The 23340-nt window shown below is 45.6% G+C and carries 21 protein-coding genes and 1 CRISPR repeat array; of the genes, 5 read left to right on the top strand and 16 right to left on the bottom strand.

What is annotated here, in order from left to right:
* Positions 1-242 precede the first annotated feature (242 nt).
* From QZ918_RS10540 to QZ918_RS10520, 5 genes are all read right to left on the bottom strand, one after another.
* Positions 243-1151 (bottom strand): AAA family ATPase, encoded by a 909-nt coding sequence (locus QZ918_RS10540; RefSeq protein ID WP_293334355.1) that lies wholly within the window; start codon positions 1149-1151, stop codon positions 243-245.
* 406 nt (positions 1152-1557) lie between these two features.
* Positions 1558-2703: a bifunctional riboflavin kinase/FAD synthetase gene (locus QZ918_RS10535; protein WP_293334352.1), complete on the bottom strand. Its 1146-nt coding sequence runs from the start codon at positions 2701-2703 to the stop codon at positions 1558-1560.
* 253 nt (positions 2704-2956) lie between these two features.
* On the bottom strand, positions 2957-3880 hold the full coding sequence (locus tag QZ918_RS10530) for an MBL fold metallo-hydrolase (RefSeq protein ID WP_293152959.1): 924 nt from the start codon (positions 3878-3880) through the stop codon (positions 2957-2959).
* Positions 3881-4141: 261 nt separating this feature from the next.
* On the bottom strand, positions 4142-5725 hold the full coding sequence (locus tag QZ918_RS10525; protein WP_293334349.1) for an RNA-guided endonuclease InsQ/TnpB family protein: 1584 nt from the start codon (positions 5723-5725) through the stop codon (positions 4142-4144).
* A 177-nt stretch (positions 5726-5902) separates the two neighbouring features.
* A complete protein-coding gene (locus tag QZ918_RS10520; protein ID WP_293174731.1) occupies positions 5903-6091 on the bottom strand; it encodes a hypothetical protein in 189 nt (62 codons plus the stop codon).
* A gap of 567 nt (positions 6092-6658) precedes the next feature.
* Here QZ918_RS10520 and QZ918_RS10515 point away from each other — a divergent pair.
* Positions 6659-7588, top strand: a complete 930-nt coding sequence (locus QZ918_RS10515) for a hypothetical protein (RefSeq protein WP_293334346.1) — start codon at positions 6659-6661, stop codon at positions 7586-7588.
* Here the strand turns inward: QZ918_RS10515 and QZ918_RS10510 are convergent.
* Both QZ918_RS10510 and QZ918_RS10505 read right to left on the bottom strand, forming a co-directional pair.
* Positions 7556-8170, bottom strand: coding sequence for a hypothetical protein (locus QZ918_RS10510; RefSeq protein ID WP_293334343.1), 615 nt, complete (start codon positions 8168-8170; stop codon positions 7556-7558). The two genes, QZ918_RS10515 and QZ918_RS10510, sit on opposite strands and share 33 nt — an antisense overlap.
* Before the next feature lie 130 nt (positions 8171-8300).
* A complete protein-coding gene (locus QZ918_RS10505; RefSeq protein ID WP_293152974.1) occupies positions 8301-8465 on the bottom strand; it encodes a hypothetical protein in 165 nt (54 codons plus the stop codon).
* A 233-nt stretch (positions 8466-8698) separates the two neighbouring features.
* Here QZ918_RS10505 and QZ918_RS10500 point away from each other — a divergent pair, with 233 nt between their 5' ends.
* Entirely contained in the window at positions 8699-9604 is a 906-nt protein-coding gene (locus tag QZ918_RS10500; RefSeq protein ID WP_293334340.1) for an alpha/beta fold hydrolase, read from the top strand.
* A 415-nt stretch (positions 9605-10019) separates the two neighbouring features.
* Here the strand turns inward: QZ918_RS10500 and QZ918_RS10495 are convergent, their stop codons facing one another.
* Positions 10020-10547 carry a DUF4330 domain-containing protein gene (locus QZ918_RS10495; protein WP_293334337.1) on the bottom strand — a complete coding sequence of 176 codons (528 nt, stop codon included), beginning with the start codon at positions 10545-10547 and terminating at the stop codon, positions 10020-10022.
* Between the two features lie 411 nt (positions 10548-10958).
* On the opposite strand from QZ918_RS10495, the gene QZ918_RS10490 reads away from it, so the two are divergent.
* A complete protein-coding gene (locus QZ918_RS10490; RefSeq protein ID WP_293334334.1) occupies positions 10959-11810 on the top strand; it encodes a M48 family metallopeptidase in 852 nt (283 codons plus the stop codon).
* A gap of 245 nt (positions 11811-12055) precedes the next feature.
* On the opposite strand, the gene QZ918_RS10485 is transcribed toward QZ918_RS10490, so the two are convergent.
* From QZ918_RS10485 to rfbF, 7 genes are all read right to left on the bottom strand, one after another.
* The gene (locus QZ918_RS10485) at positions 12056-13207 is read right to left on the bottom strand and encodes an RNA-guided endonuclease InsQ/TnpB family protein (RefSeq protein ID WP_293334331.1); all 1152 of its coding nucleotides are present in this window, start codon (positions 13205-13207) and stop codon (positions 12056-12058) included.
* A 142-nt stretch (positions 13208-13349) separates the two neighbouring features.
* A CRISPR array of direct repeats spans positions 13350-14714; the repeat unit is 36 nt; unit sequence GTTTCAATCCCCTTGCGGGGAAGTCGTTTGGCAAAG.
* 391 nt (positions 14715-15105) lie between these two features.
* Positions 15106-15885: a metallophosphoesterase family protein gene (locus QZ918_RS10480; protein WP_293334328.1), complete on the bottom strand. Its 780-nt coding sequence runs from the start codon at positions 15883-15885 to the stop codon at positions 15106-15108.
* 155 nt (positions 15886-16040) lie between these two features.
* On the bottom strand, positions 16041-16229 hold the full coding sequence (locus QZ918_RS10475; protein ID WP_293334325.1) for a hypothetical protein: 189 nt from the start codon (positions 16227-16229) through the stop codon (positions 16041-16043).
* A 332-nt stretch (positions 16230-16561) separates the two neighbouring features.
* Positions 16562-17308: a DUF1995 family protein gene (locus QZ918_RS10470; RefSeq protein WP_293334323.1), complete on the bottom strand. Its 747-nt coding sequence runs from the start codon at positions 17306-17308 to the stop codon at positions 16562-16564.
* Positions 17309-17457: 149 nt separating this feature from the next.
* A complete protein-coding gene (locus QZ918_RS10465; protein ID WP_293334320.1) occupies positions 17458-18201 on the bottom strand; it encodes a cyclase family protein in 744 nt (247 codons plus the stop codon).
* A gap of 177 nt (positions 18202-18378) precedes the next feature.
* Entirely contained in the window at positions 18379-19464 is a 1086-nt protein-coding gene (locus QZ918_RS10460; RefSeq protein ID WP_293334317.1) for an acyl-CoA dehydrogenase family protein, read from the bottom strand.
* A gap of 305 nt (positions 19465-19769) precedes the next feature.
* Positions 19770-20543: a glucose-1-phosphate cytidylyltransferase gene (gene rfbF, locus QZ918_RS10455; protein ID WP_293334314.1), complete on the bottom strand. Its 774-nt coding sequence runs from the start codon at positions 20541-20543 to the stop codon at positions 19770-19772.
* 365 nt (positions 20544-20908) lie between these two features.
* Here rfbF and QZ918_RS10450 point away from each other — a divergent pair, with 365 nt between their 5' ends.
* Together QZ918_RS10450 and QZ918_RS10445 are read left to right on the top strand one after the other, a co-directional pair.
* On the top strand, positions 20909-21448 hold the full coding sequence (locus QZ918_RS10450; RefSeq protein ID WP_293153004.1) for an RNase A-like domain-containing protein: 540 nt from the start codon (positions 20909-20911) through the stop codon (positions 21446-21448).
* Positions 21445-21744 (top strand): contact-dependent growth inhibition system immunity protein, encoded by a 300-nt coding sequence (locus QZ918_RS10445; RefSeq protein WP_293334311.1) that lies wholly within the window; start codon positions 21445-21447, stop codon positions 21742-21744. The genes QZ918_RS10450 and QZ918_RS10445 overlap by 4 nt, the downstream gene beginning before the upstream one ends.
* A 207-nt stretch (positions 21745-21951) precedes the next feature.
* On the opposite strand, the gene QZ918_RS10440 is transcribed toward QZ918_RS10445, so the two are convergent.
* Positions 21952-23280 carry a GH39 family glycosyl hydrolase gene (locus QZ918_RS10440; protein WP_293334308.1) on the bottom strand — a complete coding sequence of 443 codons (1329 nt, stop codon included), beginning with the start codon at positions 23278-23280 and terminating at the stop codon, positions 21952-21954.
* Positions 23281-23340 lie beyond the last annotated feature (60 nt).

The raw sequence follows: 23340 nt of genomic DNA, 5'->3' as shown, positions 1-23340 counted from the left end.
GTAAGGACTTTAGTCCTTAAAAAAGTTTGTAGTCAGGACTTTACTCCTTAAAAAAGTTTGTAGTCAGGACTTTAGTCCTTAAAAAAGTTTGTAGTCAGGACTTTAGTCTTTAAAAAAGTTTGTAGTCAGGACTTTACTCCTTATTGACTAAAATTTAGACAGAGGACTGAAGTCCTCACTACAAACAGAGGACTGAAGTCCTTACTACGAACCTGAGGACTGAAGTCCTTACTACGAACTTTTTAAGGAATTGGAACAGATCCTAACAAGTTATCAACAATTGTCTTCGCCTTCCTTCCCCCCGCCGGAATTAAACGGTGAGAAAGTACGTGCGGTGCCAAATATTTCACATCCTCAGGAGTCGCATAATCCCGGCCCTTCATAAATGCCAACGCTTGAGATGCCCGGTACAAGGCCACTGCACCCCGGGGACTCACGCCCAGAGTAATCTCTTCATGCTGGCGAGTCGATCGCACCAAATCCACAATATACTGCCTCAAAGAGCCTTCCACCTGCACCAAAGCACACAAACGGCGCAATTCCTGCACCTCTTCTAAGGAAATACAAGGCTGCAAATCCTCAACAGCAAAAGTATCAGACAGACGTTGCAACATTTGCAACTCTTCCGATGCAGCGGGATAGCCCAACGTCAAAGACAAGGTAAACCGATCCATCTGGGCTTCTGGTAGTGGAAAAGTGCCTTGATATTCGATCGGGTTTTGAGTCGCAATCACAAAAAACGGCGCCGGAACATTCCGAGAAACCCCATCTACCGTCACCTGCTTTTCTTCCATCACTTCCAGCAAAGCCGACTGAGTGCGAGGCGTCGCTCGGTTGATTTCATCTGCCAGCAAAACATTAGCAAAAACTGGGCCCGGCAAAAACTCAAACTTCCCGCTGCTGGGATTCCAAATATTAGTACCGGTGATATCGGTTGGCAACAAATCGGGAGTACACTGAATGCGTTGAAACTTCCCATCGATCGATCGGGCTAAAGACTTCGCTAACAGCGTTTTTCCGACACCAGGCACGTCTTCCAGCAGCGCGTGTCCCCCGGAAAGCACGGCTACCAGCACTAAGCGAATAGCATCTGCTTTACCGACAATTGTCTTGCCTAGATTTTGTTTGAGCCGCTCAATATGTTCTCTCATATCCCTGATTTTTAAGTAGAAGTCAGTAGTGAGTAGTCATTAGTCATCAGTCAGTTGTTAGGGTAGGGGCGGTGCCCCCGTGCCCGCCCTCCGATCGGTCATCAGCAAGAAGAAAGAAGGAATAAATAAATACACAGCTAGCTTTTTAGCGTTCCGCATTTTACGTTACTTACGTTAATTTACTTGGCTAATTGCTAGTTGTTAATTGCTTGTTCTTTTATTCTCATTCAGCCTGCGCGGACGCAAGTTTGTGTAGTAGTGATTTCAATCGCCCAAGCAAAACTGTACACAATCAATTGACAATTCGGACGATGTTCGGAGCAACGTCCCACAATTATTTTTCTTGTGGGATGGCTTTGAGCATCGTCCGAAAATTTGATTAATAAATATTTTGGCAAGATATATACTAACCATTAGCAGCTAACACCTTTCTAGCAACATCACAATCTGCATGAATTTGATTTTTGAGAGCATCTAGAGAAGCGAATTTTTGTTCGGGTCGCAAAAATTCTATCAAACTTGCGCTCAATGTTTGACCGTACAAATCCCCAGACCAATCTAACAGGTGAACTTCTACAGTGAGTTGCAGGCCGTTTACCGTCGGGCGGCAACCAACATTCATCACTCCATTTATGAATGATAAATCTGATGCTGGGCGCGGAATTAGAGATTGGGTATTTTCCCACTTATAGGAAAAACTTTCATCTTTTTTGATGATTGGGCCTCCATCCTTCACCGAGACTTGCACCGCGTACACGCCAAAACGCGGCAAAAATTTTTCCGGTGGCAGTTCGATATTAGCAGTCGGAAATCCGATCGTCCTACCCAGCCGCTGTCCGCCCACCACAGGCCCCACTAAACTGTAAGGCCGCCCCAGCAATTTATTCGCTTTTGTGAGGTCGCCGGATGCTAAACCTTCGCGGATCGCAGAACTGCTGATTCGATCGCCCTCAGCGCAATTTTGTAGGGGTACAAGAGCAACATCAATACCGTAACCCGAGGCGATCGACTGCAAATCCACAGCCGTCCCAGCACGTCCGCGTCCGAACCGAAAATCTACCCCCACACTAATTCGACTCGCTTGCAGTTGCCGCACCAGAATTTCCTCGACAAACTCAGCAGCAGTCAATGCCGCCAATTCTCGATCGAACGGCAGCAGCACAAGTTGCTCGACACCCATTGCTGCGAGCAATTCCGCCTTTTCTGCCAGAGGTGTCAGCAGTTGTTTGGGTTGACCTGTAAAAAATTCTTGCGGGTGGGGATTGAATGTCACCACAGTACCGTAAAGCCGATCGCCCGCGTCACAATCGCGACCAGAGAGGCTGTTGCCCTCTGCCCGGGGGTGCGCGATCGCACCATTGAAATTTTGATCTCTGCCAGCGTTTGGGCGCAAGTTTTGCCCCGACGCAGAAACCGTCGCAGAAGTTAGCCCCGGCGATCGATTTAAAATTGGCTGCACGACTTGTTGATGCCCTAGGTGCAAACCATCAAAGTTTCCCAAGGCAACAGAAGTTGGAGTCAGAGCAGCGGTTGAAGAAGAAGTTATCCACACGCTTAAGATTTTGCCATACTTAGCCAGATTGCGATCGCCAGTCGATTTTAGATTTTAGATTTTAGATTTTAGATTTTAGATTTTAGATTTGACTCCACAGAATCGATCTGGGAGTTAGAACTTCAATCTAAACTTTTTTGTTCTCTGCGACCTAAGCCAGGGCTTGTATCCGTCTTTAACTCAGGTCAGCCCTCACTTAAATTTTAGATTTCAGACCTCAAGATTTCCGAACCATCTGGCAATCTCAAATCCATCACGCAGGCACTTTAGGGGCTTCCACCGACCCTTCAGACGACCCTTCAGACAAATCCTTGTTTTGAGGAGGTAGCAACTGTAACGACAAACCTTCCCGCGCCATCAAACTGTTCGGGAATCTTTGAGCCACTTGTTCTCCCACCTTGTCTAAAAACTCGTCATTGTGCAGCGGATCGTGGTGAAAGATCACCAACTTTTTGACATTAGCAGCCTTTGCCACCTTCACAGCTTCCTGCCAAGTCGAATGTCCCCAGCCAACTCTGCTAGACTTTTCCGAATAATACTCCTCATCCGTATAAGTAGCATCGTAGATCAGCACCTCTGCATCGCGAGCCAGATTCAGCACATTTTCGTCCAAACGATCGGGAAAATGTTCGGTATCAGTCACGTAAGCAGCCGCATACCCCCGCCAGTTGACGCGGTAGCCGATAGCTTCACCGGGGTGGTTCAACAAAGCTGTTTCCACCTTAATCTCTCCAATTTCCATGGGTTCACCCACCTCTATATCGTTAAATTTCAGGTCTGCCCCCATAATTTGCAGGGGCACCGGAAAATTAGGGTGGAGCATCTGGTCGTTGAGTCGCTGCTGGATAGTAGCTTGATTAGGAGTAGGAGCAACCGCCCCATAGATGTGAAAACAATTGCCCTTAATAAAAGCTGGTACAAAAAATGGGAATCCTTGAATGTGATCCCAGTGAGTGTGAGTAAAAAACATATGGGCTTCTACGGGCATCTGCGACAGGAGAGTTTGTCCCAAAACCCGCAATCCAGTACCGCCATCGAAAATTAGGCGGCTGTCACCCACTCGCATTTCTATACAGGGCGTGTTGCCCCCGTAACGTACTGTTTCAGCTCCGGGAGACGCTATACTACCTCTAACGCCCCAAAAGTGAACCGTAAATTGGTTTTGCATACTAGACATGGGTTTTCCTGCAAGATTGTTCCGGCGAGCCATCGATAAGGTGTTTACATATTTAGTAAGGGCTTTTCCATCAAACCCAAGCTTTTTGACGGTCGAGTTCCCCACTTGTTGGAAGTGCCAAGAGTCTCGCTTCCCAGAAAATGCAAAACTGTTGGGCTTGATAACTGAGGAATAAATTACAAGGTAGACTGATGAAGTCTCGATCGTAACTATTCTTTTCTCTCTTCACTAGCGTAACCGATACTTTTTTGCTAACATTCGTCAACAAATACATAGGCTGAGATGTTCTCTCAACCAAGGTGTATCAACTGATGCCTCGCCAGTGAAAATCCCGCGAGCACCATTTAGATCCCTGTTCATGCAGCGTCCATCTCGGTCTCTAATAACACGAGAACCGCCAATCTTCTTGACTTCTCCAGTCCAAGAAACTGTCTTTGATCTATAAGCTTCGTTGATGTCAGTCAGGGCTACCTTACCTGACTCCCAAGCTTTCCATTCAAGATGTTTCTTGAACTGATAATGAGATAAAGTCAGCATCTGACGCACGGTTTTAGAGCGAATTTTGCGACGTGACTTGCTAACCATCTTTGAAGATTCAAATGATGGCAATAAGATGACATCGAAATTATCAACTAAGAATTTAGCAGTCTTGTCGTGCAACTCTTTAACCATGTGTTGAACCTTGGACTTCAACCTGTCAGCAGCCTTTTTAAATCTTTTCTTCTGCGCGCTAGGAGATGCGCTCATTTTTGAGATTAACCTGTCTAGCTTGAAGCACAGTTTTTGGATTTGAAGATTGGAGTCATTGCCGAGATATCCGTAAGAACTCTCGGAAATAAAAGTCATGAACGTGCGAACACCGGGATCTAAGGCAACCACGCGACCTTGGTTGTCGGTCTGACGCGGCTGCACTTCTTCGGAGACAATTAGATAATACTCGCCATAGGCAAGCATTAGCCGTCCGTCACTGAAATCCTTGGGTAATGCCTCTTTCAGCTTTGACCGACCCAATATTGTGTGATAGATGCCACAATCTTTGATTGCAGATTTAGGGATGTAAATAGATTGCTTTGTATCCTTGCGACTGCGGAATTTACAGCGACGCACTTGTCCGTGTTTTTTGAAGTCTGCTTTGGCTTTTTTGACGGCTTGACAGGCGTCTTTAATTGCAATTGATTTAATTTGAAATGGAACCGATGACGCCCAGTCAGGTAATGAGTTGAGAATCCCTGTCTCGATCGTTAGCCAGTTGGCTTTGGTTCCCGGCTCCTGTAAGTATTTAATTGTTGCATTAAATACGAATCGCGAAACACCGAACCATCTTTTCAACAGAGCTTTTTGTTCAGGGCTGGGGAATATTCGGATCTTTCTTGATTTTCTGGCTGTAGCTCCTGAGGCCGTGCATTCGGCAACGGTAGCCGTGAAGGATGGCAAGAAAATCGGCTGTGAGTTCGGTTTCAGGGCAGTGAACAGGGTTTGAGAGAACCAGGAGTTCTCCACCGTTTTGCTTGACCATAAACTCGAATAGCTCAAATCCGAATCTGCTTTAGATGTCTCTACAGGCAACAACAATCTTGAGCTGATCTGTGCGCATAACTCTGACCAGTAGGGCTTGCAGTCCTTTTCTCTTAAAGTTGAGTCCAGAGCCGATGCCTTGGAGGATTTCAGCTTCTGGATATCGTTCTGGCATAAATTCAACTTGCCTAGCAAGGTCGTCTCGCTGTTTGGTTGAACTGACGCGACATTCGCAAATAGTTCCCACGACAATTGCACCGCGCTGGTATGACTCAACATCGTAGAGTCTTTGTCCTGCTTCGTTTTTGATGCTTTTGATCTTGCCTTCATCGGAGAACTTCCTTAAGGTGTTTGCGTGCAAGCCCAGAAATTTGACTCATGAGTCTGAGTGGTATATATGCCATTCACTCAATCTAGGCGGTTTGTTACCAAATGTTAACATTCGTTAGAAAACTATATACTGTTGATTTACCCCATCTCAAGTGAAGTTTCTTTCCAGAGGATTATTTAACGGGCGATGCCGCCGTCCTTGGAACTTTTGCCGTCCGATTCCGAGTGACTGGAACTTTTGCCCGATCGCTCCCTAAAATAAAAAGGAAATCCTCTGCGGTCGTACTCGATCGAGGTCGTACCGAGGAATGGGATTCGGTCGTGCCAATTTAATGCCCTACCTGAAAAAATTATAGCTGATGGCAACGCATCTGTTTGCTGGCAACGCTCGACTCCTACTCAGCTTTTGTTCTAGTTTGGGAGGGCGATCGACATTTTGTTCAAAAATCTTAGCAGTTTAGGAATGCTCCTGCTATTAATTATCCCATAATATTGTTTTGATGCTGGGCGGGCATTTACTCCTCTCAGTCTAACTAGCGGTCAAGCCGATCCCAGCCTCATCTAACAGGATGCCGACTGCCAACTCCCGGGTCTGCGGGCAAAAGGCTAAATTTTCGTCGCGCATTTCTCGGCGGACAAATTCCACACTTAAAATTCCTCCAATTACTGATTTTTTTTCCCGCCGGCAAACTACGATAGACTTTCTGTCTCAAAAGTGATTCATAAGTATTCGCTCTTAACCAGTCGTGCTTTGCTCAACTATCTTCAATCGATTTATTTATGGTAATTGTTTTTACGAGTTCGGTGCAGTTGCGGTCATAGCCGTGAATTTAAATTTTAGGTATCATAGAGTCTAAGATTCTAGTTTAACAAGAATCTAAATTAGTGCCAACAATGACTGAATAACTTAAAGTTATTGGTAAAAAAGTAAGTATGAATCAATTTAAAAAAACTACAACCAAGCTGCATCAAACGCTAGGGAAAGATTCCGATCGCACTTGGGAACTCGGTCAGCGACCACCCATCGACCTGTCCTTGGACTTGGCTGATGCTGGTGCTTTGAGGACATTTAGCCGTCTAGACGATCGCCCGCAGGAAACCCCAGAGAGAACCGAAAAAAAACGCCGGAGGGTGGATGGGAAGAGCAATCGAGCTCGATCGCCTGTGGTTTCTAGCGCCTTTCTCAAGTGGCTGCTACCGCGTTTGAGTCGATCGAAAGGTGGGTTGGCGGCTTTCACCCTGGCAGCAGTTTGGGGGTGGTGGAACAGTCAGTTATTGCTTTCGACAGGGCTGGGGATCGCAGCGATGATGCTGGTTTACCGAGGGCAGTCCGGGGAATGGCAATTGCTGCGATCGAAAGCCGAGCAATTTTGGGAGGGCCCGAACCGCCGCTTGGTTTTAGCAGTCGGCGCCGGCGGGATTGCGACTCTGGGTGCTTACATGAGTTTAGGGATTTGGGAGGATTCTGAGAGCCACTGGACGGCTTTGAGCCTGATTTTGCAAAATTTTGGCACGATCGCGATTGCAGGGCTGTTGCTGCGCCAAGCGCTGAGTCTGGGCTCCTCAAAAGATGAAGATGAAGCAGCGCTCGATCGAATCTTGGGAGATTTGACTGATGCTGACCCTGTGAAGCGTTTGATTGCAGTGCGACAAATGACCGATTTGGTGAATCGGGGTGGGTTTAAGCGCGTGGCTTCTGTCAAAAGTTGGGGCGCCCGTGCTCGGGCTGCCGAGTGCTTTCGGCTGATGTTGAGTCGGGAACCGGAAGCTATAGTCCGCAATGCCCTTCTTGAAGGTTTGCAGACTTGGGACGATACTTATGGCATTGTTTCACAATCCAAAAATAAAGTCATCGACTATTAGCTGACCGTCAAAAGCATAAAATGTAATGCGATGAATGTTCGGGGCTTTGACGCGCAGGGGTGTGTTGGGCGCGATCGGAGAATTAGACCCTGCCAGATTGGGCGCTGGCATTTCATCTTGAACGATCGGGTTGCCGTCGATGTCGCAAGCAGATAAAACCGTTCGCCGCGAACTGGTGACAAGTCCTGCTACGCTGCGAACTGGATACTTGAAACTTACTTCTATTAGCCCGCTTTTTGGGGCACCCATTAATACTGTTGAGCCAGAAACCGTTAGGAATGCTGGGTTTGAAGGTTGGATGGCGACGGCATTGCTAAAAGTCACTCCCCAATGGGCAAACTGGTTTTCTACTACTTCAAAGCATTTCAATTCTTCTAAAGCTAGGCGAACCATTCCCGGTGCGCTGACGCGCGATCGCACATCTACCCCTGAACCCGATCGTTCTGGAGTAGCGACCAATGTCTGTTTGCCGTTTAAATCCATGCTTCGACAGGCAGTATCAAACTCTGCAAACCCGTCAGCTAGAAGACTTTTTGCATCAACCATAAAACCCTCGCGATCCCGTTTCCTAAGCAGTTGCATTTTTTATACCTCCCTGATATTAGTTGTTTCTTGTGTTTTGGAATTGATAGCGGCGAGGCTCGTGATTTCATTGCCTGCAATCAAAGGTATGGAAAACCCATCGCCCGCCTTTTAACAGAAACCTTCGACATTAAAAGCCACTGCTCCGTAAAATATGGTAATTAATTATTTGCGATCGGCGATCGGATGTAAACCTGCCGCGATTAAAAGCTAGATCTGATACCGCTGCTTTCCGAGTGCCTGCTTTCGGAGTCGGCGAACCGACTTGATTGTGTTGAGGGGTCTTACCCATCATTTTGTTATTATCTCCGATCGCAAGTAGTTTGCAACGGTGAGGATAACTGCACAACCGCAGCACGGAAATCACAAAACTTACTTGCTGTCCGTAGTTTCAGGTTTCACTTGTACTAAAATAGATTGAAATCAATACTGAATCTTTACAAAAACGACGCCAGCTTTGCAATCTTTTTAAATAAAGACGAGGCGACGCGCGAAACTCTACAATCTCACAGCGATTGAGGCTTATTTATGCTTGTTCCTCTCGGCTTCGGTCAGCGATCGATCGTGACTTCTCTCGGCAGAATGGTATATTACACTACTGAAAAAATGCCTTGGATCGGATTGCCGAACTCAAAGTCGGAAAACAAACCGAACTTAGTATTTTTTCACGGTTTTGGGGGCGGGTCAAGTGCCTACGAATGGTCGAAAGTTTATCCGGCTTTTGCAGCGGAATATCGAGTCTTAGCACCGGATTTAATCGGTTGGGGGCGATCGGAACATCCCCAAAGAAATTATCAGGTCGAAGATTATATCACAACTCTGATCCAATTTATCGAAAAAACTTGCGGAAGTCCTACGGATGTGATAGCTTCTTCGCTGACTGGGGCGATCGCGATTCGAGCTGCGATCGCCCGCCCGGATCTGTTCAAATCGCTGATTTTGACGATTCCCAGCGGTTTGTCCGACTTCGGACAAGATTACGGCAACAGTTTCTTCGCTAAGCTCGTCAACACGCCAATTTTAGACCGCTTGCTCTACATTACGGGCATTGCGACAGATGGCGGCATTCGCAACTTTTTAGAAGAGCGCCAATTTGCCGATTCCCGTCGAGTGTACCAAGAAATTGTCGATGCTTATTTGCAATCTGCTTTAGAACCAAATGCAGAATATGCAGCATTGTCTTTTGTGCGGGGAGATTTGTGTTTTGATTTGTCACTTTATATCGCTGAGCTAACAACGCCGACTGCGATTATTTGGGGTGAAAAATCTCAGTTTACTAGCCCCGAGATTGGCCAGCGGTTGGCGAATCTCAACCCGGCAGCAATTAAGGTTTTTCAAACTCTGGAAAATGTGGGTTTGACTCCGCAGTTGGAAGTTCCGGCTGTGACTGTTGGTTTAATTCGGCAGTATTTAAGGTTGTTGTCTGAGGAGTAAAGAAGAAGGTACGTAGTTGCGCTTAAGCGCTCTTATCTTATCTTTATTAAGAGCGATCAAGCGCAACTACGTACCTAATTTGAACCTGTGTCAACTCTCAACTATCTGGGCGGGCACGGGGGCACCGCCCCTACAAAATCAAAATGTCAATTGACTATTTTGTGATGAAAGCGCTCTTTATAAATATTAGGAAAGAGCGCAAAGAGCGCAACTACGTACCTAATTTGACATTAATGTCAACTCTCAACTATCTGGGCGGGCACGGGGGCACCGCCCCTACAAAATTAAAATGTCAATTGACTATTTTGTGATGAAAGCGCTCTTTATAAATATTAGGAAAGAGCGCTAAAGCGCAACTACGTACCTAATAGGAAAGAGCGCTGAAGCGCAACTACGTACCTAAACTGTCAACTGACTATTCTTTAACTCGCACGTCGATGACGCTGGCGTTGAAAATGTATTTTTTGCCTTCAAGTTCGAGAGTAGTTCCGATTTTGACTTTCATGTTTCCTAAAACCGGGCCGTTTTCAGTAATTTGACCTTTTCCCTCTAAAGTAAATCTCATATTTCTGCTGAAAGATTCTTCTTCTCGAGGATCGGGGACAGCTTTTAATGTGCCGTTGGGCTGAGGGACTGCGAGGGTTCTAGTTATAGTTTTTACCTCTTTGATGGTAATCTGACCGGAGGGCTGGTTGCGGATTACTACGTTGATTTTATCGCCGGCTTTGAACAACTCTTGAAAGTTTGTGCCTTTGAGTCCGATCGCAATTGCATCCATTTCTACGGTTTTGACGCTGGCGCCGCCGACTTGGGCTACCGAACCGCCGGAAGTGCCGGGAAAAAAGAAGATGCCGACTGCCACCAGCAGCACAATCAATGCTGCACCTACGTCTAGAATGCTGAGTTTACCGAACAACCGGCCTTGAGAATCCAAAATTTTCATAAATCGCCTATATAACGAACAGCGACAGGAGTATCTGTACAAGCCAAAAGATATTACCACACCGATCGCCCAAAATCCGCAGAACTTGGAGAGTCGGGAGATAGCCGCAGGAGGAGATAGGGAGATGGGGAGAGTGGTTAAAATTTGGTAACAAGTTAAAATAGCAACAAAGCAGCGTTATATTTCGTCTGCTGATTTATACCAATTTTTTATGAAGCTGCATACAATTCGGATATTCGGATCCCCCCTAACCCCCCTTGATAAGGGGGGGACAAGATTGTTCTCTTTCGTCTCCCCCTTATCAAGAAGATGCGAGGGCGATCGAGATATGTGCAAATTCACATTAAATTGGTATTAGTGACTTTTTGAGTTTTTCCTAAAAATTAATCTAACTTCTCGCACGTATCAATCATGTTAAAAGGTTTTTGGTTGACTTGTCGGCGTAGTTGCGGCCGGGGGATTTATCTATTTTTGTCGGTGATTGTGGCTGCGGGTATCTGCGTAATTTCCCCACAACCGACTCAAGCATTTTCTTTGCCGGAACTGATTATGCGGGGGATTCAAGTTATTCAATTGTCGAATATGTCCGATCGCCAGGAGGTGGCTGTTGGCCGACAAATCAACCAGCAGTTGGTAAATAGGGAGTTTAGAGTCGATCGCGATCGGGCTACTACAGCATACATCAACCGCATCGGTCAGCGGCTGGCCCAAGAAAGCGATCGCCCGGATATTCCTTATACTTTTCAGGTGATTGACGATAACAATATTAATGCTTTTGCGACGATGGGCGGTTTTGTTTATGTGAATAAGGGTTTGATGGCGGCGGCGGATAATGAGGCGGAATTAGCAAGTGTAATCGCCCATGAAATCGGGCATATTAGTGCTCGGCATTCGATCAAGCAAATGCGCCAAATGGCGATCGCATCTGGTGTAGCTTCAGCGACTGGGCTCAGTGGTTCTAGGGCGGTACAGATTGGGGTGGAATTGGCTTTGCGTCGCCCTCACAGCCGTCAAGCTGAGTATGAAGCGGATCAGTTGGGTTTGCAAACAATGGGGCGATCGGGCTACGCTCAATCTGGGATGGTTGATTTTATGAAAAAGTTGCTAAACAAGTCTTCTCCACCAAGTATTTTGAGCACTCACCCGGCTACTAGCGATCGAATTGCTGCGATTTCCCAGGCTATAGATCCGGATCTGGCTAGCGGTGAAGGTTTGAATAATGCGGCTTATAAGTTGGAAATGCGTCGGCTGTTGCGATCGTAGATCCGGCGATTAGTGGCTATTTTCTTCTCTTTTCTTACTTCGCGCCCTTTGCGTCTTCGCGGTTGGTTAAACAATAAATCTGGTTGAAAGAGTGCGTTAGCTGTGGGTAAATTGCGATTAAGGGCGATCGAACTCAAGCTGACGCACCTACAACGGCAATGGCTTCTTGTTTCAATCCCTTTGCGGGAAGTCGTTTGGGAAATTGACATACTCCCCAGCGTGAACGCACGGGGATTCTTGACACTTCACCGAGATGTGCCACAAGTGGTCTTATCTTCTCTCTGTGTCCGTTTATAGTCGTGGAAATGCCCTATCCCGACTTTGTTTATATTCTTTGCTGCATTCTCATCTCTGTCATGTTCAGTGCCGCAATTCAAGCATTGAACAGATCGGATTTTCAAATCCAATTTCCCCCATCTGAAACCGCAATCCGAGCAAATTTGACTTGTCGGTTCCCACCGACTAATTACCCTAAACTCTCTGCCAAATTTTTCAGATTTTGCCTCGCACAAAGCTCTAAATTCATACCACCCTTGCTGGCTAATCGCTCTTGACAGCTTTCGATTTTTGACCATGCCAAACACGTTTAAATCTTCCAAAACAATTACTTGGTTATCGTTAACTATTTTGGTTGACAGTTTGTGCAGGAAGTCTTTGCGAGTGTCAGCAATTTGGTTGTGCAGTTTGGCTATTTGAATCCGAGTTTTATTTCTGCGTTTTGAGTCCTTGGGCTGTCTTGCTAGCTTGCGCTGTAGCTTACGAATTTTTCGGTCTAGCTGTTTGTAGCTTGGACTTTGGGCTGATGTTCCGTCACTCATCACTGCAAAGGTTTTAATACCCAGATCGATGCCGATGCTGTGGTTTTTGGCTTCGACAATATCGGGATTAATTTCTACAACAAAACTAAGGAAATAGCGGTTAGCGCAATCTTTGATTATGGTTGCAGAACTAGGATCTGAGGGCAACTGTCTCGACCAAATTGGTTGAACAACGCCTATTTTAGCTAGATAAACCCCATCTCCCTTAATTGAAAAGCCGTTGCGAGTTAGCCTCGCTGACTGGCTGTTTGTGCGTTTTTTGAACCTTGGATAGCCTACTTTCCGTCCTTTTCTTTTTCCCTTGCAGGATTCAAAGAAATTCTTAAAAGCTGTTTCCAAGTCTGCTACAGACTGCTGCAACGGAATTGATGAAACCTCACTCAGCCATGCTCTTTCTTCAGTTTGTTTTGCTTGGGTGATTACTATTTTTTGAAGCTCTGCTGATTTCGGCTTTTTTTCAGATTGTTTGCAAAGGGCTAAAGCATCATTCCAAACTACACGCACACAACCAAATAACCGAGATAAACTCTGTTGCTGTTGGTTGGTTGGATAGAAACGGAATTGATACCTTGCTTTCATTTTTATTGGCTATCTATTTACTCTATTATACTACTGTTATTCGCTGATAGAATCAAGAAAATTAAAGCCGTCTTATAAGCATGGGGCTTTAGACCCATTTCTTTGGTAAATCTCGAATTACCGATCGCAATTGCCTCATTATGTTTCAATCCCCTTGCGGGGAAGTCGTTTCGGAAAGTGGATTTATGTTTGTGGAGGATTACACCAAACTGTTTCAATCCCCTTGCGGGGAAGTCGTTTCGGAAAGTAACAAACTTTGCTAAAAAAGCAATGCCCTTCATTGTTTCAATCCCCTTGCGGGGAAGTCGTTTCGGAAATTTATGCTAATCTAATTCCAGTTCCACTGAAAAAACTTGAGTTTCAATCCCCTTGCGGGGAAGTCGTTTCGGAAAGGGATCCGGAACTCCCATCCAAAATCCGGGATCTGTTGAGTTTCAATCCCCTTGCCGGGAAGTCGTTTCGGAAAGCTAAAAGAAAAACTAGGTTTAAAGATTGATATTTCGTTTCAATCCCCTTGCGGGGAAGTCGTTTCGGAAAAAAATATCTCAAATGGGTTGAAAAACAATCCACAAAGGTTTCAATCCCCTTGCGGGGAAGTCGTTTCGGAAAGCAGTTGAAGAAAGCGAAAGTCAAAAGCTCCAGTTAGTGTTTCAATCCCCTTGCGGGGAAGTCGTTTCGGAAAGGGAAACGATACATTGATCGTTGCTGTTTCAACTCTGGTTTCAATCCCCTTGCGGGGAAGTCGTTTCGGAAAGCAAGTTATTTTTCGCTCTTATGTGGGGCGAGACAAGCAGGGAGTGTTTCAATCTCCTTGCGGGGAAGTCGTTTCGGAAAGTTTTAGGCGAATTGTTTAAGTTAGATCAGCAGTTTTTGTTTCAATCCCCTTGCGGGGAAGTTGTTTGGAAAAGACAGGTGGTTCTGTTAATACGGCTCCAATCACTGTTTCGTTTCAATCCCCTTGCGGGGAAGTTGTTTGGAAAAGAGAAATTCTCCAACTTCATTTCCAAGACCCGGAAATGGAGTTTCAATCCCCTTGCGGGGAAGTCGTTTGGCAAAGTTGCCTACATAGGCAGTGACGGTTGGAAGTATTTAAGTTTCAATCCCCTTGCGGGGAAGTCGTTTGGCAAAGTTTTCTATGCCGGTGACACAAATCAACGGCGGAAACGAGTGTTTCAATCCCCTTGCGGGGAAGTCGTTTGGCAAAGAATTTGCTAGCTGCGTTGCTGAAGTTACAGAACAGGTTGAAAAGTTTCAATCCCCTTGCGGGGAAGTCGTTTGGCAAAGTCGACAGGTTTGTTCTAAAACATGTCTGTTTTGAGTTAAGTGTTTCAATCCCCTTGCGGGGAAGTCGTTTGGCAAAGAAAACTAAGGCATGCTCGAACGGAATAGTCAAAAGAGAGTTTCAATCCCCTTGCGGGGAAGTCGTTTGGCAAAGAGTTTTGGAGATTATTTCCATGCATCCTATTGTTTTGTTTCAATCCCCTTGCGGGGAAGTCGTTTGGGAAAGAGTTCGGCTACAAACCCTTACCCAGAAAGCGTTCCAGACGCCAAATCGACGCACCGTTTTTTCACTCTCAATAGATGGGGGGTCATCTTCAACAAGCATAGGATTGAAAACGCCCAAACCCAGACTACAAAAACGATCGACGCACCTCAACGAAAGAATCAGGGTTTCGCCGATCGCCCTAGGTGCGTCGAAATCAGTTGCGGCAATGAAACCTACCGCAGCCGATCGCGCATCTAGATTAAAATCGCTTGCAGTTATGAAACCAACCGCAGGCGATCGCACAATCTATTCAATTTTCAAAGTTCCGCGTGAAAACTCTTGCTTTCCACTACTACAAACAATAGAGACTCAAGAAGAGATTGTCAAGCTTTTCCAAAAACTTCGTTTGGATTTAAGCTTCCTGTTGAACAACAGAGTTCAACTGAACTTTCGACTGAGCTTTTGGAAGTGGAATCTGCGGCTTCAATTGTCTGACAACTTCATCAAACGGCAAAATTCGGACTTGATTGTTAAACACATTTACCTGATAAACTCTGCGATAACTCAAGTCAAATCCAGTCAGCCAGCCACTTTTTGGATGATAAGCCCCCGTGTCAATATCCAGCCACCCTTGGCCCCTGACTAATTCCCCAGGCCTCACTCCCTCAAAGGTAAACGTGATCGTGTGACCGGTAATAATTAATTTATCGGGAAAAAACGGTTTCGGCATCGCATGAAATTCCTTGCGAATCCAGCACAATTGTTCGATCGACTGTTTGTCAATTGGCATGGTAGGATGGACGCCCGCGTGCACCAGCCAGATATCCCCTAAGTCTAAATGCGTTGGGAGCGATCGCAACCAGTCTAAGTGTTTGTACGGCATCATCCCCGTATCCTTGTAACTGGCGACAGTCGCATCCCCACCGCTGTACAGCCAAGATTGCCACGCCCGCATATCTACCGAGGGCCCCGACAAAGCATCTAACATCAGTTGTTCGTGGTTTCCCAGCAGCGTTTGATAGGGGCTTTGCTGCACAAAATCTAATACCTGAGCGCTTTTCGGCCCGCGATCGATTAAGTCTCCTAAAAAATATACGCGATCGTCCGAGCTCGGGGCGAGTGCCTCTAGCAAAAGCATTAATCCATCGTAATGCCCGTGTACGTCCCCAATAACAATGCGCCGGTGCTCCACTGTGTTTATCCGCTTTACTGACTCGAAACCTTAATTACTAGCCTATAGCATCTGATTTAGCTGCTATTTCCTCCGATCTTTTGCTTAGGAGGGGTGTCACCCATTATACTGCTTTTATAAATTTTTTGTAAAGTTCCCTAATTTTGTTTGCGTAGTTACAGATCGCAACACTGAGAAGTTATCCCAGCTTTTGGTATAGTTAAACAGTTGACAGTTGACAGTTGACAGTTGACAGCGAAGTGATAAGAACCGAGATTTAAACTCCGTTCCGATCGCAATCTGCCTTGATGCTGGGGCTTCAAACCCCTGCTATTCGGTGAAGTACAAAGATACCCTAGAAACACGGGAGTGCCTTCTCCTGTGAATCTTTCAGAGATATTGATAACCGCTGTTAATTGTCCTGTGGCAATTACTACTACCGAGTCATACCATTTTTCTGTGAAGCGACATAGAATTCCGATCCCCCCTAACCCCCCTTAATAAGGGGGGGACAAGAGTTAGTCAAAGTCCCCCTTCTTAAGGGGGATTTAGGGGGATCCGGATATGTGCAACGACCCATTAAATTGGTATCAGTCGATTTTAGATTGACTCAACAATGATTTGACGGTGTAGAATGCGGCAGCCATCAGTCGATCGAGCAAATCGAAGATAACTCTAGCTAACGCACTCTACAATGCTATTGAGTCAAAGCCTTGAGAAAAGTCTGCATTTCTGCTAAAAAACCTTTCTTTTTTAGCGGTTTTGCCGGTGCAGTCGAATCCGGATCGGCGATTCCCATAGCTTTCGCTAAAATCCTTTCTAAATCGTCTCCCACAGGTTTTTGGGCAGTTTCCGAAATTAATTGGTATTCGTCCTTTATTTCCAGCCAGACTTGCCACGGTTGTGGATAGCAGCGGAATAAAGCCGCCGTATCTAGCGGTCTGATGTAGTAGCAGGATTCGATTTTGCTCAGGAATCGATCGCGCAACTGACGGCCTGCATACCCTATACCTATAGTAGCAACATCTTCGAGGCGCGGGTTGAGCAAGATCACAGGGCGGCCCGCCGCAGCTATATAAAGTTTTTCAACTTGCGACACCTCTACCGCCGCCGGATTCACCAGCAAAAACAGTTCATCTTCCGGTGCTATATTATCTTCAACTGGAGTGCGGCTGCTGCCCAAATCACTTATTTTAAAAGGTACTTCTCCCCAATCGCGGCGGGCGAGGGCGGCTGCACCAGCATCGGGAAAAAAGACTTTCATCCCGGAGTGGCTTTCCTCAAATTCTGGTAGGAATTGTTGGGTGATAGATTGTGCTTGCAGGGCGATTTCGGGAAAGACTAATTCGACTTGCAGGAGATTCTTGCCATCCGAGAGGGCGGCGGCGGTGGCAATGCGCGATTGGGCGATCGCATCATTGAGATCGTTGGGGAGTTCTGTCATTAATCTTATTATTCGTACTCGACTTCTCTCAATCTAATTTTACCGCATTCAGAACGCTCAGCATTGAAATTTTAATCTTCAAAAATCATCAAAATCTTCTGGGCAGGCTTTTAGCGGGCCCGAAATATCCAATTCAAATATGCCACAGCTTAAGCGACAAAAGCTAACACGGATACGGGCGAACCGGAACCTCCCAAAAGGCGTAATATTCCGATCGCCAAAGTGAAGTCTGCCGCAGGTAAAAAGTGGAGGTTTGCCAGATTTTCCAGCACAATTCGTTGCTGTTGCAATACCATTTTATTCACAGCAAAACTTGCATCTTGTCCCGGATCTACTCCGTGAGTGTCAATCCCAATTCCCGCGATCGATCGCTCTTCTAGCAAAAATTGAGTCGCAGCTCGACCAAATCCCGGAAAGTGGCAAACTCCGGTTTCGTCAGGATTGAAAAATGCTCGCCCATCATGCCATTTGGCTTGCCATCCAGTATATAATAGAATGAGATTTTCCGGTTCAATAAATTTGTGCTGGCGTTCCCAATTCAATATATCGTCTATCGTTAAAGTGTAATCGGGATTGGCAAGACATTGGTCCCGAAGGTCGATCGCAATTCCGGGCAAAACTAGAGACTGCGGCGCACAACTATCAACACTCGCACCTGCTGGATCGAAAGTATTCGGTGCGTTGATATGAGTCCCACTGTGTTCTCCCATGGAGAATTTTCGCAGGAAATAGCCATTTTTGTCTATTTCAGATACTATTTCAAATTCCGGCGCTGGATCTCCCGGCCAGATGGGAATCTGTGGATGAATTGCATGGGTTAAGTCTATAATGTCGCGGTAGGCGATCGTTTTTAAATTATTTGAGTTACCGTTTGAGTTAAAGTTGTTTGTCATCGACACAAAAACTCACGTTATATTAATGGTACGGTGCGTAATATCAAATCTGCTCTTCATAAAAATGATTAATCTCTCTATTCTCTCTCTGTGTCCTCTGCGCCCTCTGTGGTTAAATCATTCCGGTACAGCCTGATTGGATATCAGCCATTAGTCGATCGCTCTAACCGACGCACCCTAAAAATCGACAATGCGATCGAGCGTAGCTACCATCACATCCTTTGTTTGCCCGGAAACAGTATACACCAAAGCCTCTCGATAAACTCTTCCAGCCGGGTGCAGCCTACCGTTAGCCGCACCGCCCGAAACCACCACCGCAGCGTGCCCGCACCGCACCGCCAAATCAATAGCTTCCGCTCGGAGCGCTAATTGTTCCGCTTTTGAGCTATGTTGAGATTGTAGGAAAAGCTGTTTTAGCCGATCGAGCTTCTGCTCCAATTTTGTGAAAGCCACTGCGATCGCAGGTGAATCTTTAACTATCGCCGCCGCTGCAATTACATCCAATCCCGCGCGAATGCAGCCAAAAGTAACCGGCACAAAATTCAGGATATTTTTGCTGTCATTTTCCGCAATCCAACCGACAGCTTTAACCGAAATTATTTCCGATTCGTGCAACAACCAATTATTGAGACTTGCAGTCACAGTATTAGTCGAGTTCATCGCGACTAACGGCATAATTTCGCTGACCGCTATTGTACCAGATTCCCGTTCCATATTAGCAAAAGGCAGCAAACCAAAAACCGCGCGATTGTCTGGAAGTACCGCAGCCACAATAAACTTTTCAAACAAGCCAAAACCAGTAATCCAAGGAACATTCCCCGACAGCAGACAGCCATCTTTTACCGGAGTTGCGGTGACTGCCGGATTTCCCGTTAGCGAAGCCCTCGAAGAGGATCGCCTCAAATGCGAAAACCCAACACCCAAGCGTAACTCTTGGAGGGCGATCGCGCGCAAGTATTTGCCTTTTAGCATTTCATTGTCACTGCCAGCAATCATCGCAGTTGCGCTGTGGTGCTGAGTTTGCAGAAAAGACAAAGCCCCAGAATATCGCGCCGTCAATTCCTGATATTGGTAAAAAAGCTCCGGTGGAATACCCGCGCCGCCGTATTTTTGGGGAAAGCGCAACGCTAAGAGCGATCGATTTTCCAATCCTAAAAGTGCTGTTTTCAGCGCTTCCGAGTCACTGTCGATAATTTCCGCGCGGGGTGCAACGCACTCTTTCAGGTAACTTTCCGCGCTATCAAGAATATCTTGAAAATCCATCTTTTATAATTAATTTTATATACCGATTATCAAAAAAAATGAGGTACGTTGTTGGGCTTTAGCCCTCTTATATTATATAGTAGTAAGCGAGATCGCATCAAAAAATATTTACATTAATACCTCATATTTGGGAGCGATGTTATATAGCCTTTCTCAGAAGGATGAGGTATGACTGGCTTGTATAACCGCTGAGACTAAGGAGGCTCAAGCCCAACAACATACCTCATCTTTTCGAGCGATGCTATATTTATTGTATATTATAATGATTGTGGGACGGGCATTTTGCCCGCCCCAAAACTCACTTACTACCAAACTTTCCAAGGAGCCTTACCTTCATCCCAAATCTCGTTTAAATACTTATATTCCCGATAAGTATCCATCGCATAAAAGAATCCTTCATGGCGGTAAGCCATCAACTGTCCATCTGCTGCCAAACGTTGCATTGGCTCCTGTTCTAAAACACAATCATCTCCACCCAAATACTCAAATATCCGGCGGTTAAATATAATATATCCAACACTAATCCAGCCGTCTATTTGAGGTTTTTCCGCAAATTCTCGTACTTGACCTTCACTGTCAACATCCAAAATCCCAAAACGCGAAATCGGGCGAAATGTAGTTACAGTTGCCAGCTTACCGTGAGACTTGTGAAACTCCATCAATTTATCGATATTGACATCAGCAACTCCATCACCATAAGTCACCATGAAATTCTCGCCATCGATATATTTCTCGATCCGTTTTACCCGCCCTCCCGTCATGCTTTCTGCACCAGTATCAGCCAGCGTTACATGAAAATTTTGTTCGCGATGTTCCTGCTGATAAGTGATGGTATTTTTCCGTCCCAGACATATCGTAAAGTCATTGTTCATGGCTTCATAATTCAGGAAATATTCTTTAATCATGTTGCCGCGATAGCCCAAGCAGACAATGAAGTTTTGGAAGCCGTAGTGGGCGTAGATTTTCATGATGTGCCAAATAATCGGGCGCCCGCCGACATCAACTAAAGGCTTGGGGCGAAATTCTGTTTCTTCTCTCAGACGAGTACCAAGACCGCCCGCTAGGATGACTACTTGCATTTTTTCACCTTTTGAAAACTTATCAATTAATCTATCATCAATTATCTGGGATTTTTTCAAAGAATTATTAATAATTTCTCAGATTGAGTGAAGCTTTGTAAACCCTAAAAAAATTCTATTCTAAATACAATGTAGGGTGCGGACTGTGCATCGCGCACTTAAATGGTGCGTGCAATTCCTAACTCAGTCTGTCCCGGACGCATCAACCTCAAAGAAACCGGGTTTTTCACCTAATTTGTGGGTGAGAGCGAATAATTTTCGTTAAAAAACCCGGTTTCTAGCCAGTGCGTCCAGGACTATCACTAATGCTAAACTAGGAAACAGACAAAAACATTAGACAACTATACTGAACATCAAAAACAACAATGAAAAGTCAACTCGATCGCCTAAAAAGATTTTTAGGTATAATCTGCGCGATCGCCTCAATTACAATTTTATTGCACTCGGCAACATCCGCTGTTGGTGGCGCTGTTTTTGCAGGGGAGGTCTCAAATATACCACAAACCACCATAGCCTTTGTCCCTCAGATACCGGGCGGCGGATTGGATGTTCACGAAGCCGCAGGAGGGCATACTTTAGAGAGACACGTTGGTAAAACAGAAGGAGAACTAGCACAGCGACTCGGACGAGAAATGGAAATTTCTGCGGCATCTTCCTTTGCTAGCCGTTCCATCGCTGAAGCCGCGATTGCGGAAGCAATGTACAAACAGAAAAGTGCGATCGACTCCTGGGTTAAAAAAGGAGGCAATCGTTATACGATCGACTACAACGCCAACAGAATAATTGGCATTAGCCTGCGCCGCCGTTCATCCAAAGCAACTCCAGTCTCTCGCCTAAAAATTGTCCTCCAGCGCAGCAAGAAATTACCTCCCGGATACTTTATTCTCACCGCTTATCCCCAATGATCGATCAATTTCCTAATTTAACCCAATTTTTCAGTTCCTACTTTCACCAAGACTGGCCGCTAGAAGCTGACACTCCCAGCCAAGCAGTCAACAACTACTTGAACAGCGAACCCCCCGAAAGTATTGAAGCTGCATCGCAAGAACTCGCTCAACTGCTAGAAATGCCGATTTCAGAATTAGATTTAGAAACATTCGTCCTCGATGAATTAGGCTGTTACTATGACCCACAATCGCAAAATCGAACAGTTAGAGAATGGCTGGAATCTGTGCAACTATCTTTGACCGATCGCAGATAAACTCTATCTATCTATTTGTAGGTATTTGAGAAATCTCACTTTTCGCCAAGGCCAGATCCCCCTAAATCCCCCTTAGGTCGGGGGACTTTGAGAATACTTCTGTTCTACTCGCTACTCGTTACCAGGCAGAGCCGGAGAAACAGTGAAAGAAGGGAGACTTTGAGAACGTTCTTGTCCCCCCCTTTTTTAAGGGGGGCTAGGGGGGATTTAGGGCTTGATAGTTAACAAATAACCTTCATGTACATTGACATTAGGAACAATATAAGTCAAGTTATTGCCAGTAACCGAAACACTTTCTTCTTTAACTGTGACCAGCTTTTGCACGGCGGCTTCGAGATTGTTAGGAATTTTCTCTAATTTGAGAGTAACTTTTTGACCGCTTTTAATCCCAAGCTGCTGCAAATTCAGAAGATTCAAGGTAACGGTTGTGGCTGAGGAATAATTGCGATCGAAATAACCTAAAAGTACCTGTGCTTTACCTTCGGGATTTGACTTGCTAGCTAAGGCCACAAGGCGATCGCGATCTGACTGGCTAAGCACCCGCGAATTTACTCCATCAGCATAAGCTTTGTAAGTCCACCAAGCAGCCCTCGGCTCAAAAGTATTCGGTACAACCATCCCAGTCAGGGTATTGTTGAAGCAATTACTAACTTTTTTACCTACGGTTGTATCCCAACAGGCTCTGCAAGCACCATCCGCTCTTGCATACTCCAAGTTAGACAAATAACCTAAAATTTCCCCAGGCTGGTACTGCGCTAATTCTCCGACAATTTCGTTGACATAAATCTTTTGCATTTTCAGTTCCTTGTAAAATGCACTTTGTTGATAATTGCGTTTAGCATCAAATACGTGATCGTCTACAAATGAAATTATGGTATCATTGAGTTCGTGCCAAGCCAGGAAATTTACTTCCAGTTTATTCGCTTTGCAGTAATCCAAAAAAGCCGCGAGATATTCTTTGTTGTAAGTGCTGATGCTCGGCCCGCCAATCATCACTGACGGGCCCAATTCTTCCCGCAAGATTTTGTAAGCTCTTTTGTAAGTTTCAAAAAATTGTTCTCTGCTGCCCTTCCAAAATGGATTTACTAAGTCTGGTTCGTTCCAGATATCCCAAATAATTTTTTTGCCTTTATTTTGTTGCGCTAACTGTCGGATGAATGCTTCCCACGCGGGGTAATTTTGATAGGGCCAGCCTTTGGGATTGCTACCGTAGCCCCAGAGGTCGCTAACTAATAGTTGAAATTCGGCTCCGCTGGCGATTACTCGATCGTACACATCGAGTCTTCCCACACGCCACAGCTTGGGCTGCAAGGGCTTGACAGAGCTATCCGGGGGTTTGCTGGGGTCGATTCCGTGCAAGAAGCCGCTCATGGAGGTGATACCGGTGGCTGGTCGTCCAAAATCGACTGTGACGTGCGATCGCATTTGGGCGATCGTTGGCTGCTGACCAAAATACGCGATTAACATGATTGTTACTAAAGCTAGGCAAATTGGCAGCAGCTTATTAATTGGTTTGAAATTGAAGGTGAATTGCATATTGTATGTGGTGGCAAATAGAAAAAGACTTCAATAACAACAAAGGTTAGTAGTGCGGAC

The sequence above is a fragment of the Microcoleus sp. CAWBG58 genome, from assembly GCF_020883045.1.
GTDB lineage: Bacteria > Cyanobacteriota > Cyanobacteriia > Cyanobacteriales > Microcoleaceae > Microcoleus.
Note: the sequence above shows the minus strand (reverse complement) of the source record. Positions and strands in the feature narration are given on the sequence as shown.

What these genes read in the sequence shown, in the direction of transcription:
- QZ918_RS10540 (WP_293334355.1), bottom strand. Translation starts at nt 1,151, where the DNA reads ATGAGAGAACATATTGAGCGGCTCAAACAAAATCTAGGCAAGACAATT.
- QZ918_RS10530 (WP_293152959.1), bottom strand. Translation starts at nt 3,880, where the DNA reads ATGTCTAGTATGCAAAACCAATTTACGGTTCACTTTTGGGGCGTTAGA.
- QZ918_RS10525 (WP_293334349.1), bottom strand. Translation starts at nt 5,725, where the DNA reads ATGAAGGCAAGATCAAAAGCATCAAAAACGAAGCAGGACAAAGACTCT.
- QZ918_RS10515 (WP_293334346.1), top strand. Translation starts at nt 6,659, where the DNA reads ATGAATCAATTTAAAAAAACTACAACCAAGCTGCATCAAACGCTAGGG.
- QZ918_RS10510 (WP_293334343.1), bottom strand. Translation starts at nt 8,170, where the DNA reads ATGCAACTGCTTAGGAAACGGGATCGCGAGGGTTTTATGGTTGATGCA.
- QZ918_RS10505 (WP_293152974.1), bottom strand. Translation starts at nt 8,465, where the DNA reads ATGATGGGTAAGACCCCTCAACACAATCAAGTCGGTTCGCCGACTCCG.
- QZ918_RS10500 (WP_293334340.1), top strand. Translation starts at nt 8,699, where the DNA reads ATGCTTGTTCCTCTCGGCTTCGGTCAGCGATCGATCGTGACTTCTCTC.
- QZ918_RS10495 (WP_293334337.1), bottom strand. Translation starts at nt 10,547, where the DNA reads ATGAAAATTTTGGATTCTCAAGGCCGGTTGTTCGGTAAACTCAGCATT.
- QZ918_RS10490 (WP_293334334.1), top strand. Translation starts at nt 10,959, where the DNA reads ATGTTAAAAGGTTTTTGGTTGACTTGTCGGCGTAGTTGCGGCCGGGGG.
- QZ918_RS10485 (WP_293334331.1), bottom strand. Translation starts at nt 13,207, where the DNA reads ATGAAAGCAAGGTATCAATTCCGTTTCTATCCAACCAACCAACAGCAA.
- QZ918_RS10470 (WP_293334323.1), bottom strand. Translation starts at nt 17,308, where the DNA reads ATGACAGAACTCCCCAACGATCTCAATGATGCGATCGCCCAATCGCGC.
- QZ918_RS10465 (WP_293334320.1), bottom strand. Translation starts at nt 18,201, where the DNA reads ATGACAAACAACTTTAACTCAAACGGTAACTCAAATAATTTAAAAACG.
- QZ918_RS10460 (WP_293334317.1), bottom strand. Translation starts at nt 19,464, where the DNA reads ATGGATTTTCAAGATATTCTTGATAGCGCGGAAAGTTACCTGAAAGAG.
- rfbF (WP_293334314.1), bottom strand. Translation starts at nt 20,543, where the DNA reads ATGCAAGTAGTCATCCTAGCGGGCGGTCTTGGTACTCGTCTGAGAGAA.
- QZ918_RS10450 (WP_293153004.1), top strand. Translation starts at nt 20,909, where the DNA reads ATGAAAAGTCAACTCGATCGCCTAAAAAGATTTTTAGGTATAATCTGC.
- QZ918_RS10445 (WP_293334311.1), top strand. Translation starts at nt 21,445, where the DNA reads ATGATCGATCAATTTCCTAATTTAACCCAATTTTTCAGTTCCTACTTT.
- QZ918_RS10440 (WP_293334308.1), bottom strand. Translation starts at nt 23,280, where the DNA reads ATGCAATTCACCTTCAATTTCAAACCAATTAATAAGCTGCTGCCAATT.